Source organism: Kouleothrix sp. 19917 (assembly GCF_057073505.1).
In genome coordinates, this window is record NZ_CP097099.1 from 6,947,257 (window position 1) to 6,960,371 (window position 13,115).

The window sequence follows — 13,115 nt, forward strand, 5'->3', positions numbered from 1 at the left end:
ACGTGATTACAATGCTACAACGTATGACAGAAAAGATCAGACATGGACGCCCCGCGATGGGCCTGCCCGAGCGCATAGCCGATACGACGCAGCGCACTGTAGTGCTGTATGGCCTCGTGCTGGCACTCACTGGTGCTGTATGGGTGGCCCGCACGACGCTGGGCCTGCAAGCCGGTGAACCACTGCTGGAAATCTTTCTTGTGCCGATTTTAGTGGCGGCCTACCTGGGCGGGCTGTGGCCGGGGCTCTTCGCAACACTGCTGGCAGTGCTTGGAAGCCTGTATGCGCTTTTTCCGATTTCCCTAAATCTGCCCCACACGATTGCCTGGCTGAGCCTGCTGCTCGAAGGTGTGCTGGTGAGCGTGCTGAGCCAGGGCCTGCACCGCGCGCGGCAGCAGGCGCTCGACGACCAGCAGCTGCAAGCCTCCACGCTCACCAGCATTGGCGATGCCGTGATCGTCACCAATGCGCAAGGCCAGGTGACATTTCTGAACGCCGAGGCCGCGCGCCTGACCGGGTGGCAGCCCGCCGCCGCGCTTGGCCAGCCGCTTGAGCGCATCTACCCCGTTCTGGAGGAAAGCAGCCGTGCGCCATTCGAATCCCTGCTGGCTGCGCGTTTGCAGCACAGCCTTTCGCCAGGGCGCAGCCAGGCCATTCTGCTGTGCAATCGCGATGGCAGCGAAACGCCGATCGCCGAAACCGTCACCCTGATTAACTCACCTGCTGGCGCGCTGCTTGGCGCGGCTTTCATCTTTCGCGACACGACACTTGAGCGCCGCGCGGCTCGCGAGCTGCACGAAAGTGAAGAGCAGTTTCGCCTGCTGCTTGAAGGCGCGAAAGACTACGCCCTGTTCATGCTCACTCCCGAAGGGCGGGTCGCTTCGTGGAACAGCGGCGCGGAACGTATCAAGGGCTACGCTGCCGAAACAATCATTGGGCAGACGTTTGAAATGTTCTACCGGTCGGATGATGTTGCGCGCGGCCTGCCCGCCCAGCTGCTGGCGACAGCTCGGGCGCACGGCACTGCCGAACATGAAGGCTGGCGCGTGCGCGCCGATGGCAGCGAGTTTTGGGCCAGTGTGCTGATCACGGCCCTGTACGATGAACGCGGCCAGCTGCGCGGCTTCTCCAAGCTCACGCGCGACATCACCGAACGGCAGGTGGCCGAGCTGGCGCTGCACGAAAGCGAGGCGCGGCTGAACAACCTGCTGGAAAACCTGCCCGAGTGTGCGATCTACCAGCTCGAGAATACGCCGGAAAAGGGCATGCGCTTTATCTACATCAGCGAAAATGTCGCCCAGCTTTGTGGCGTGCCTGCCAGCGAGGTGCTGCGCGACCCTGCCGCCCTGTATGGCTTGCTTGAGCCCGAATGGCGCGAACGCGTGAGCGCTGCCGAGCAGCAATCGCTTGCGCTCATAGCGCCCTGCCGCGTTGAGGTGCCACTGCGCCGCGCCGATGGCCAGCTGCGCTGGTTCCGCCTGAGCTCGGTGCCACAGCGCATTGCCAGCGGCGCAATTGTTTGGGACGGAGTGATGATCGATATCACCGAGCGCAGGCAAACCGAGGCAGCCCTGCGCGAAGAGCGCGATCGCTTCATTACCCTGGCCGAAACGGTTCCCGGCGTGGTGCATTCGTTTCAGCTCCGCCCCGATGGCAGCAGCTGCTTTCCCTATATCAGCGCCCGCATTTCCGATCTGCTGCCACTCGCTCCCGAACAGCTTTCCCACGATGCCTCGATGTTCTCGGCCTTCTGGCACCCCGAAGATTGCGGGCGCGTGCTGGCGGCGCTGGAACAATCCTACCAGCAGTTTACGCCCTGGAATACCGAATTTCGCGTCATCAGCCCCGAGCGCGGCGAGCTGTGGATCGAAGCGCACGCCCTGCCGCGCCGCCAGCCCGACGACAGCGTGATCTGGTATGGCGTGCTGCAGGATATTACCTCGCGCAAACAGGCCGAGGCCGAACTGCGCACGCGCGAAGAACAACTGACCCTGGCCTATGATGCTGCCAACATGGGCACCTGGCGCCTCGACCCAGTTAATTCGCTGGTGTCATTCGATATGCTGGCCAAACAGCACTTCGGCGTTGCAGCCGCCGTTATGCCGGTTGAAGAAGTGCTGATGCGTATGCATCCCGACGACCTGGCGTCGGTGCGCATGCACCTCGAGAAGGCGCTTAACCCCGAAACGGGTGGGCGCTACAGCGCCGAATTTCGCATCATCCACTCCGATGGCTCCCCGCACTGGCTGGCTGCACATGTGCGCATGTATTTCCGCAATCAAGGGGGGGGGCAAAATTCCTTTGCTGGGCGTTGGCACTGTTCAGGATGTGACGCTGATTCGGCAGGGCGAAGAGCAGATACGCCAGCAAGCCGCGCGTTTGCAAGTGCTTTCCGATGCATCGCGGGCATTTTCTGCCGTCGGCCCCAATTACCAGACCGTGCTGGATGAAATCACCACGACGATCTCGCGCGCGCTGGGCGATGTTTGCACGCTCCGCCTGCTCGATCCCGATACCAAACGCTTTGGCGATGCCGCGATCTATGACGATACGCCTGAGCAGCACGCGATCATGCGCGACATTATGCGCAATGTCCCGGTCGATACAGCGATGCTGCGAACCAGCAAGCAGGTGATGAACAGCGCCCAGCCGCTGCTGCTTGCCCCATTCGATAACGCTCGCCTGCGCGCTGTGCTGCCGGATCGCTACCATACGCTGGTGGATAAACTCCATATTCATAGCGCCATTATTGCGCCGTTGCGCACCCAGGGCGTCAGCTTTGGTGTGCTGTATGTGTCGCGCCACCGCCCCGAGCGCCCCATGTTCGACATCAACGACCTGAGCCTGGTGCAGGATCTGGCCGACCGCGCTGCCTTGGCAATCAGCAATGCGCAGCTCTATGGCGCGCTTCAGCAATCGCACGCGGCGCTTGAGGCGCGCGTCACCGAGCGCACCGCCGAGCTGCGCGCTGCGCTCGAACGTGTGCGTGCGCTGTATGCAATTACCAACGACGCGATCGGCTCCGACGATTTAGATGATGCGCTGCAACGCACAATCGAGCGCGTGGCTGCCACGCTCCGCGCTGATCGGATTGTGATGGCAACATTTGATCTGACCGGGCAGTGCATCGAGCGGCAAATCGCCGGCGGGCCAAACCGGCATACCATTCAGCAATCGGCAACATTCGAACACTATTTCAACGGCCTGGCTGGCTGGGCCATGCGCGAGCTGCGCCCGGCCATTTCGGCCAAAGGGCGGCCCGACCAGCGCGAAAACGCCGAAATCCAGCAGCTGCGTCAGCGCAGCCAGACGGGCTCGATGATCGTCGCGCCGCTTATTTCCATGGACGAGGCATTTGGCGTCCTTATGGCCATAAACTCGCTCGACGACCCCGATTTCACTGCCGAAGATGTCGACCTGATGGTGGCAGTTGCCAGCCAGGTTTCCGTTGTATATGCACGCAACCGCCTGACGGCGCGCCTTCAGCACACCAACATCGCGCTGGCGAATGAGATCGCCGAGCGCACCGAGCTGGCGCGCTGGCAGCAACAGCAGGCCGAACAAGCCATTGGGCTGGCGGCACTTTCGCAGGCAATGGCCGAGATCAGCCTCGATCTGCAAGCCTTGTTCAACACCATCACCCAGCGTATTGCCTGGCTGATGAAAGATCTCTGTGTGCTTTCGCTGCTGTCGGAAGATCGCTTGTGGATGCAGCCGGTTGCGATCGCCGGCCCGCGCTCGGAAGAAGTTGCGCTGCTGAAAAATATTGTCCATGCCGCGCCCGATCGCGCCGATACCGGCTGGAGCGCCACTATTGCGATCTCGGGCCAGGCCTTGCTGCTTGCCAACGTCCCAGTTGCGTATGTGCGCAGCCAGGTTGGCGCGCGCTACGTTGAGTTTCTGGAAGGGCTTTCCGAAATCCACCTGCTGATCGTGCCATTGCGGGCGCGTGGGCGGGTGCTTGGCTCGATCTGCCTGACGCGCCTGGCTTCTCACCCGCCCTACAGCCGCGCCGACGAGCGCTTTTTGCAGGATCTGGGCGACCGGGCCGGCCTTGCGATTGAAAATGCGCGCCTGTTTGCCGAGGCCGAGCTGGCACGCGCCGAAGCCGAGCGGGCCAACCGCGCAAAGAGCGCGTTTCTGGCGAGCATCAGCCACGAATTGCGCACGCCGCTCAACGCGATCGTTGGTTTTACGGGCACTTTGCTCATGCGCCTGCCCGGCCCGCTGACAGCCGATCAGGAGCGCCAGCTTACAACCATTCAGCGCAGCAGCCGTCACCTGCTGGCGCTGATCAACGATTTGCTCGATCTGGGCAGGATCGAGTCGGGCCGGGCTGAGATCTGCCTGGCGCCGGTTTCCTGCCGGGAGCTGCTGGCCGAAGTGGTGGCGAGCCTGCGCCCGCTCGCCGATGCGAAGCATATTGGTTTGTACACGCGCATGCCCGATGCCGCCGTTCATATTCAAAGCGACGCGCGGGCGCTTCGCCAGATCCTGATCAACCTGGTGAATAATGCCGTCAAGTTTACCGACAATGGTGAGGTGTGGGTGGTGCTGGAGCGCCATGCGCAGCAGATCCATATAGCCATCACCGACACTGGCATCGGCATCCGGCCCGAAGATCAGGCGCGCTTGTTCCAGGAATTCGGGCGCGCCGACACCGCCGAAGTTCGCGCGCGTGAGGGCACCGGCCTGGGCCTGCGTATTTCACGCAAACTGGCAGACGTGCTTGGCGGCACGATCGAGCTGGAAAGCGAATTTGGCAAAGGGAGCACGTTTACCCTGATATTGCCGATAGAACATACACCTATTGCTGAAGAATAATGTATGATAGATCAAAACATCATGCAAAGCCAGCAGAATGCCGCCATGACAATACCGCTGCGCATCCTTAGCCTCGCATATCTTGAGCCCAACGCTGGCGCGGTGCTGAATGCCTTGCACGAGTGCGGCTTTGCGCCAGATTGTACATACGTTGCAAGCGAGCATGAGTTTGTCGCTGCTGTCAGCCCGGTTTTCGACCTGATACTTGTGGGAAATACCCTGCCACACGGGGGGGCACTGCGTGCGCTTGAGCTCGCCCAGGCTTGCGACGGCGCGGTTCCGGTGATTGTGGTGGCGTGTGAACGCGATGAAGAACAGGTGGTAGCTGCGATGCGATGCGGTGCGGCCGATTATATCTGCACCGACCGGCTGGCGCGGCTTGGCTCCTCTGTGCGGCGCGCACTCGATCAGCGTGCCGCAGCAGAAGCGAAACAGCGTGCGCATGCACAGGTGCTTGCCACCGAGCAGCGCTTCCGCGCCATGATCGAGCAAAGCGCCGATGGCTATGCGTTAGTGGAAGCGGGCGGGTTTATTATCTACGGCGGGCCGTCAACATATAGCATATTGGGGTATACTGCCGAGGAACTGCTTGGCAAACACTGCCTGGCACTCCTGCATCCCGACGATGCCAGCAAGGCGCATGCCCTGCTTCAGGCGCTGCTTACCGAGCCTGGCCAGCAGGTGCTGGTTCCGCTGCGCGTGCGCCATGCGAATGGCGATTGGCTGTGGCTGGAAATTGCCGCCAGCAATATGCTCGCCGTGCCGAACGTTGCCGCCCTGGTGCTGAATTATCGCGATATCAGCGGGCGGATGCGCGCCGAACAAGCGCTGCGCGCCGCCGAGCTCACCTACCGTACCCTGCTTGAGCACCTGCCGGCGATTGTATACCAGGTGCCGCTCGACGGCAGCGACAGTACGCTGTATATCAACCGGCAGATCGAAAAAATTCTTGGTTTCATGCCCGAAGAATGGGCCAGCGATCCGCAGGGCTGGCTGGCGCATCTGCACCCCCACGATGTTGGGCAGGTGCTGCGCCAGATCGCCGCCGCACCGCACAACGGTGCGCTTTTTCGCTCGGAATTTCGGTTGCTGGCACGCGATGGGCGCGTTTTATGGTTCAGCGACGAAGCAACCGTCGTGCGCGATGCCGGGGGCCAGCCGCTGTTCTTGCAGGGCATTATGTTCGAAGTAACATCGCGCAAGTGGGCAGAAGAGCAGGTTGCTTCCGAGCGCAATAAACTGCGCGCCCTGATCGACAATATTCCCGACCTGATTTTTTTGAAGGATCGGCACAGCCGCTTTCTGATCGCAAACCAGGCCACTGCCGATTTTCTGGGCGCGCGACAGGCCAGCGAGCTGATTGGGAAAACCGACTTTGATTTCTACGCACCGGATCTGGCCAGGCATTTTTACGAAGAAGAGCAACAAATCCTTGCCACGGGCGAGCCAATCATTGGGCTCGAGAAAGAGCAGCGCGATGTTTTTGACCATGTACACTGGTTTTCGACGATCAAGCTGCCCTTGTCCGATCAGGATGGCCAGCTGATTGGCCTGGCGGGCATCGAGCGCGATATTACGGCGCGCAAGCAGGCCGAAGACCAGATCAGCAAGCTGAATACAAGCCTGGAGCAGCGAGTTGCTGCGCGCACGGCCGATTTGGCGCAGGCCAACGCCAAGCTCCAGGCCGAAATCGCCGAGCGCGCCCAGCTCGAGGCGCACATCCACCGCAATGCCGCGCAGGCAACCATTCTGGCCGAGCTTTCCAAGGCACTGGCCGAGGCAAGCCTGAACCTGCACCCGTTGTTCGAAACAACGGTGCGCCATGTCAGCCAGGCAATTGGCGACGCATGCATTCTTACGCTGCTGTCGGATGATCGGCAGCGCATGGAGGCAGTGGAAATTTGCCACGCCGACCCGGAAGTGGCTGCGTTTATGTACAAGCTGCTGGGTGGCGCATACCCGGCAACCGAAGGCATGGCAGGCAAAGTGGTTACCAGCGGGCAGGCACTTCTGATCCCGGTGGTATCGCTGGAGCTTGCCTACAGCCAGATCAAGCCCGAGTATCGGCCCTACCTCGATCAATTTGGCATGGCCAGCCTGCTGATTGTGCCGCTGCGCGCGCGCGGGCGCATCCTGGGCACGCTGGGCCTTTCGCGCGACCGCCCGGGCCGGCCGTATACGGAAGCAGACCAGCAATTTTTGCAGGAGCTGGCCGACCGCGCCGGGCTGGCGCTTGAAAATGCGCGCTTGTTTGCTTCCGAGCAGCAGGCGCGCGCCGAAGCCGAACGCGCCAATCGCGCCAAGAGCGCTTTTCTTTCCAGCCTGAGCCACGAGCTGCGCACGCCGCTGAACGCCATTATCGGTTTCACTGGCACGCTGCTCATGCGGCTCCCCGGCGCGCTCAACACCGATCAGGAACGTCAGCTTCTGAATGTTCAGCGCAGCGCGCGCCACCTGCTGGCCCTGATCAACGACTTGCTCGACCTCGCCAAAATCGAGTCGGGGAAAGTTGATTTGAAACTCGTACCCGTTGTATGCCAGGATGTTATAACAGAAGTGACGACAAGCCTGCGCTCGCTGGCCGAAGAAAAACAGCTTGATTTTGTTATCGATATGCCCGCCGAGCCGATTGTGCTGCCCAGCGATCGCCGGGCGCTCAGCCAGATCCTGATCAACCTGATCGGCAATGCGATTAAGTTCACCGACGCGGGCGCCGTGCGGGTTGCGCTGGCACGCCGGCCCAATCGGCTGCTGCCCGGCATCGCTGCCGAGAATGAAGATCGCTATTCGCTGGTGTTCTGCATTGCCGACACGGGCATTGGCATCCGGCCCGAAGACCAGGCGCGCTTGTTTCGCGAGTTTGGGCGCGTCGATTCGGCTACCGTGCGCTCGCGCGAAGGCACCGGCCTGGGTTTACGCTTGTCGCAGCGATTAACCGAGGTGCTCGGTGGGGTTATAACTGTGCAAAGCGAATATGGTGTTGGGTCTACATTTACAATAGTTTTCCCGGAGGAAAGCTATGACACTGGTGCTCATCATCGAGGATAACGAGGCAAACCTCGAACTTATGACATATCTGCTCGTTGCGTTTGGCTATCGCACCCTGGGTGCGAGTGGTGGCATGCAGGGCCTTGCGCTGGCGCGCAGCGCCAGTGTGGATCTGATTATTTGCGATATCCAGCTACCTGCTATCGATGGCTACGAAATTGCGCGCCAGCTTAAGGCCGACACCACGCTTCAGGCGGTGCCACTGCTTGCCGTTACTGCGCTGGCAATGGTTGGCGACCGCGACCAGATCCTGGCGGCGGGGTTTGATGGCTACCTCGCCAAGCCAATTGTGCCCGAAACATTTGTGAAAGAAGTGGAAGCCTTTTTGCCCGCCGAAAAACGTACTCCTGGCATACCTGCCAGCGTGGCCACCCCGAGCACCGCAGCAGCCTCGCCGCGCAAGCAGCAGGGCGTAACCATTCTGGTTGTCGACGATCAGATCATGAACCATGAACTGATGCGCAGCGTGCTCGAGCCATTTGGCTACGCGGTGCTGACGGCTCATGGCGTGAGCGAGGCCATGCACCTGGCCGAGGCATTTCACCCGCAACTGATCATTTCTGACCTGCACATGCCATACCAGAGCGGCTTTGACCTCATTCGCGCCATTAAAGCCGATGCCGCCCTGCGCCATATCAAAATCATGATTCATTCGGCAACCGTTCGTTCCGAACGCGACCATAACGAGGCGCTGCGGCTTGGTGCAAGCGCATTTATTACCCGGCCAATGGAGCCGGCGGTGATCCTGGCCGAAATAGCAGAATGCCTTCAGGGTTCAGTGGAGCACGACTATGGCAACAATCCTGGTTCTTGATGATCGCCCCGACAACCGGGCCTTTTTAAGCACACTGCTGGGCTACCTTGGCCACGCGCTGCTGGAAGCTGCCGACGCCGAACAAGCCCTTGCGCTGGCACGAACCGCCCACCCCGACCTGGTGATCGCCGATGTGCTGATGCCCGATGTCGATGGCTTTGAGTTTGTGCGCCGCCTGCGGGCCGAGCCACAGATCGCGCACACGCGCGTGATCTTCTACACCGCCGCATATATGGAAGCTGAGCTGCGCACGCTGGCGCAGGCGTGCGGGGTTGCGCATGTGCTTACCAAGCCCGCCGAGCCGCAGCAGGTGCTTGATGTGGTGCAGCATGTGCTTGGCGCGCCCGCGCCAGCTGTGGTTGCGCCGCCGCCGGCCGAAGCTTTTGCGCAGGAACATCAGCGCGTGCTGCTGGGCAAGCTGGCGCAAAAGGTCGACGAGCTTGAGCAGTTCAATGCCGAGCTAGAGATGCGCGTGTCGGCACGCACCGCCGAGCTGGCCGAGGCCAATGCGCGCCTGAGCGAGCTGAACCTGTTCAAAGACAATATGCTGGCGCTTACCTCGCACGATCTGCGCTCGCCGCTTGGCGCGATTCAGAACATGGCCGAGCTGCTGATCGACGATACCGAGCTGCCTGAAGAAGCGCGCCACTTTGCGCAAAATATCTTCAATTCCAGCCGCCACCTGATCAATCTGGTGAGCCAGATGCTGGATATGGCGCAGCTTGAGGCGGGCAAAGTGAAGCTCGAATGTGTAGAAATGTGCATCAGCGATGTGGCGCGGTGGGTGCTCGATTCGCTTGAAACGACGGCGCGCGCCAAGTCGATCACGACTATTCTGGTTGCCGAGCCAGGTGAGCGCCCCATTCTTGCCGACTGGATGAAGATGTCGCAGATTTTGACGAACCTGGTGGGGAACGCGCTCAAGTTTACGCCCGAGCACGGCCGCGTTGTGCTGACGGTTGGGCCAACGCCCGAGGGCATTTTTGTGCGCGTGACCGATAGCGGGGTGGGTATTGCGGCGAAGTACCTGCCATATCTGTTCGAGCGTTTTCGGCAGGTGCATACGCGCGGAACCAATGGCGAGCGCGGCACGGGCCTGGGGCTGGCAATTGTGCGCCAGCTGGTGCAGCTCCATGGCGGCACCATCGACGTGGCCAGCGAGCAGCAGAAGGGCAGTGTGTTCACGCTCTATCTGCCGGCAGCGCCGGGCGCCAGCGCGCCGCGTGCCGATGAGCCGCACGCCATCACGGTGTTTCCGCGCCCGCCCGCGAAAAGCGCCTGATTGCTTGGGCGACAAAGAACTTTATATACAATCGGCAAGCTTCCAGGAAGCTAACCTGCCTATCGGATTTAAGTAACACTGGCTTGAGCTTCCTGGAAGCTGAGAGCAGGGAATTTTATTTTCCAAAGAACTGAGCGCCCTTACGCGATCCACACCGAAGCAAGCGCAGTGCGCGCTGTGGCGGGCGTTTCGCGTATCTCACCACGGCGCGCCAGCAGCGTCGCCCCATCCGACCCCAGGTCGAGTATTTCGCCGCGCAGAAAGACGTTCACGCCATACGGAATGCCCGTCGCCGCAATGCGCCCGGCCATGCAATAGCGCAGCCACGCCTGCCGCTCGCTGATTGCCCCAGCGTCGCTGGCGTGCACGTCGGCGGGGGCTGGCCCGCCATTGTAGCCCGGCCAGGGCTGCTGCCAGATAGCACTCGTTTCGAGATACGACGGTACGGCCAGCATTTCCACGCCCTGCCCGGCCAGCGCCGCATAGCTGGCGGGGTAGAAGGCGTCGGCGCACACCAGCACGGCCAGGCGGCCGGCCGGCGTGCCGTAGATTGCGGGGGTGGGGCACGCGGCTGGCGCAACGAATGGCTGCTCGGCGGCGGTGAGAAAATGCTTGCGCGCCAGCCGCTCGTCGGCCAGGCCGCTGGGGTGGAACACGGCGGCGACATTTTCGAGCGCGCCACGCCCAGGCAGCACGCGCCCGGCCCGCACATATGGCGCGGGCAGCAGGATCGAGCCAGCCACAAGCATCACACGCCAACGCCGCGCCAGCGCGCCAAACACTTCGGTGTAGGCATGCGCCATTGCGCCGGCCCGTGCCCGGAACAGCGCATGTTTCACCCGGCCGAGCGCGGGCGCACCGAGCAGGCCGGCCAGAAATGCCCCGGCGTGGCGCAGCGCCAGCCGACCCATCGCTGGCCCCATGCGTGTGGCGCGAAACAGCGCGGGCGGCTCATTCACCGCCACCAGCCAGGTGCCTAGATACTCGGGCAGCACCGCCACCGTGCGCGCACCTAGCCAGCCACGCTGCGCGGCCGCCGCGAAATAGCCATCCAGCGCGGCGTAGAGGCTCCCGGCCGAGCGGTAATCGCGAATGTGCATCCACGGCTGGATGCCCAGCAGATTGCCGCGCCCGGCGTCGCTTCCCGCTTGTATCCAGGCATCAAGACATACGCCCATCGGGATATTCCTCATTACTCTGGAAGGAAAGTTCTTTTCTACAACGGGCAAGCTTCCAGGAAGCTAATCTGAGTATCAGGTTGAAGGAGAACCAGCCTGAGCTTCCTGGAAGCTGAGTGCAAGGAAATGTATTTTCCAGAGCACTCATCAGCGTCGACCTCAGGCTATGGTATCATCTTGCGGGCATATCAACAACGGAGGATCCATGCTGAACCAATGGTATGATCGCACAATCGCATTTCTGCCGAACCTGATTCTGATCGCCGTGATTCTGGTGCTGACGCTGATCATTTCGCGGCGCAGCCAGAGCTTTGTGTACCGCCTGGCCGAGCGCACGCAGGCCCCGCCCGAGATCACCGAGCTGCTGGGCCGGCTGGCGCGCATTGGCATCGTGGCGATTGGCACGCTGCTGGTGCTCGACCGGCTGAACCTGAGCGGGGCCGTGCTGAGTTTTGTGGCCGGCCTCGGTATCGTTGGCATCATAATCGGCTTTGCGCTGCAGGATATTGTGAAGCAGTTCGCGGCCGGCGTGCTGCTGCTGATGCTGCGACCTTTCCGCGTCGGCGATGATGTGAAGATTGGCGCGTTCGAGGGGCGGGTGATGGAGGTGCAGCTGCGCGCCACCGTGCTGAAAACCCTCGGCGGCGACGAGGTGCTGATTCCCAATGCCGACGTGTATAGCACGGCGATTGTGAATACCAGCCGCTACGAGCTGCACCGCCGCACAATCGCGCTCACGCTCCCGCCCGATTCCGACCTGGGGCGCAGCCGCGCCGCGCTGATGCAGATTCTGACGAGCGTGCCCGGCGTGGTGGCAAACCCCGCGCCCGAGATCGCGGCGACCGGGCTGGTGGGCAAAACTGTGCAGCTCGAAGCGCGCTTCTGGATCGACGAGCGCGCCAGCAATGTCGATCAGGTGACCACGGGTGTGGTGGCCGCGCTGCGCAATGCAATGGGCCAGATCGGCGTGGAGGGAGCGACCGCGTAGAAGCCGCGGGGATGGGGCGCCCTGACCACCGACCACCGACAACCGACCACGGGCTTGTCGTCAATCGTCGGCAGGGCCTGTCAAAGCTGGAAAAGAGGCGAGAGCTATCCACAGATTACGCAGATTACGCAGATATGGGCCTATAATCTGTGTAATCTGCGTAATCTGTGGATGAATTTTGGGACTTTGGCATGGCTTTGGGCCGTCGCTCGCCGCAACAAAAAAACGGGCCGTGAAAGAATATTCTTTCACGGCCCGCTGCGTTTGCACGAAAAGCGCTACTGCTCTTTGTCTTCCTCGCGCGCGAGGTAGTAGGTCATGCTGTGCAGCACCGCCACCGGGTCGATATGGCGTACCCAGACGTTTTCCGGCACCTGAATAACCATCGGCGCATAGTTCAGGATGGCGCGCACACCCGCCGCCACCAGCATATCGGCAACTTCCTGGGCGCGCGTGGCGGGCACCGCAATAATCGCTAGCTTCACGCCCTGTTCGCGCATCGCATGCTCGATATGCGTGTCGTCCTGGATCGTCAGGCCGTTGATGTCGGTGCCGATCTTGTTTGGGTCGCTGTCGAACAGCGCAGCGATGCGGATGCCCTGGCGGCGGAAGCCTTCGTAGCGGGCAATTGCCTCGCCTAGGTGGCCAATGCCAATCAGGCCAACCGGCCATTCCTGATTCAGCCCAAGAATGCGCTCGATTTGGTTCAGCAGCTTTTCAACATTATAGCCGATGCCCTGCTTGCCAAACTCACCAAAATATGACAAGTCCTTGCGGATCTGCGCGGCGGTGACATTGATACGCTCGCCAAGCTCCTGCGACGAAACCGAGCGCACATCTTCCTGAAGCAAGTAGCGCAAACTTCGGGCATACAATGGCAGCCGGCGAATAACAACATCCGGCGGGGTCTCTATGCGATCCACACGATCCTCCGAAGTGCGGGCCGGCAAGCCGGCGAAGGGGGAAAACACCGTATCGTGA

General features: G+C 61.5%; 8 protein-coding genes. 6 read left to right on the top strand and 2 right to left on the bottom strand.

Annotation, left to right across the window (positions count from 1 at the left end; translation table 11 throughout):
- The first annotated feature begins 23 nt into the window (after nucleotides 1–23).
- The 5 genes from M1P90_RS28095 to M1P90_RS28115 are packed head-to-tail and all read left to right on the top strand — an operon-like array spanning nucleotide 24 to nucleotide 9,968.
- Entirely contained in the window at nucleotides 24–2,450 is a 2,427-nt protein-coding gene (locus tag M1P90_RS28095; RefSeq protein ID WP_483698998.1) for a PAS domain S-box protein, read from the top strand.
- On the top strand, nucleotides 2,335–4,824 hold the full coding sequence (locus tag M1P90_RS28100) for a GAF domain-containing protein (protein WP_483704697.1): 2,490 nt from the start codon (nucleotides 2,335–2,337) through the stop codon (nucleotides 4,822–4,824). Before M1P90_RS28095 ends, M1P90_RS28100 begins: the two co-directional genes overlap by 116 nt.
- Nucleotides 4,825–4,827: 3 nt before the next feature.
- The gene (locus M1P90_RS28105; protein WP_483699000.1) at nucleotides 4,828–7,872 is read left to right on the top strand and encodes a PAS domain S-box protein; all 3,045 of its coding nucleotides are present in this window, start codon (nucleotides 4,828–4,830) and stop codon (nucleotides 7,870–7,872) included.
- Complete coding sequence (locus tag M1P90_RS28110; protein ID WP_483699001.1) at nucleotides 7,844–8,686, top strand: response regulator; 843 nt, start codon at nucleotides 7,844–7,846, stop codon at nucleotides 8,684–8,686. Before M1P90_RS28105 ends, M1P90_RS28110 begins: the two co-directional genes overlap by 29 nt.
- Entirely contained in the window at nucleotides 8,664–9,968 is a 1,305-nt protein-coding gene (locus M1P90_RS28115) for an ATP-binding response regulator (protein WP_483699002.1), read from the top strand. The genes M1P90_RS28110 and M1P90_RS28115 overlap by 23 nt, the downstream gene beginning before the upstream one ends.
- Before the next feature lie 140 nt (nucleotides 9,969–10,108).
- On the opposite strand, the gene M1P90_RS28120 is transcribed toward M1P90_RS28115, so the two are convergent.
- Complete coding sequence (locus tag M1P90_RS28120) at nucleotides 10,109–11,146, bottom strand: nitrilase-related carbon-nitrogen hydrolase (RefSeq protein ID WP_483699004.1); 1,038 nt, start codon at nucleotides 11,144–11,146, stop codon at nucleotides 10,109–10,111.
- A 205-nt stretch (nucleotides 11,147–11,351) separates the two neighbouring features.
- On the opposite strand from M1P90_RS28120, the gene M1P90_RS28125 reads away from it, so the two are divergent.
- On the top strand, nucleotides 11,352–12,134 hold the full coding sequence (locus M1P90_RS28125; protein WP_483699005.1) for a mechanosensitive ion channel family protein: 783 nt from the start codon (nucleotides 11,352–11,354) through the stop codon (nucleotides 12,132–12,134).
- A gap of 278 nt (nucleotides 12,135–12,412) precedes the next feature.
- On the opposite strand, the gene M1P90_RS28130 is transcribed toward M1P90_RS28125, so the two are convergent.
- Nucleotides 12,413–13,057: a redox-sensing transcriptional repressor Rex gene (locus M1P90_RS28130; RefSeq protein ID WP_483699007.1), complete on the bottom strand. Its 645-nt coding sequence runs from the start codon at nucleotides 13,055–13,057 to the stop codon at nucleotides 12,413–12,415.
- Nucleotides 13,058–13,115 lie beyond the last annotated feature (58 nt).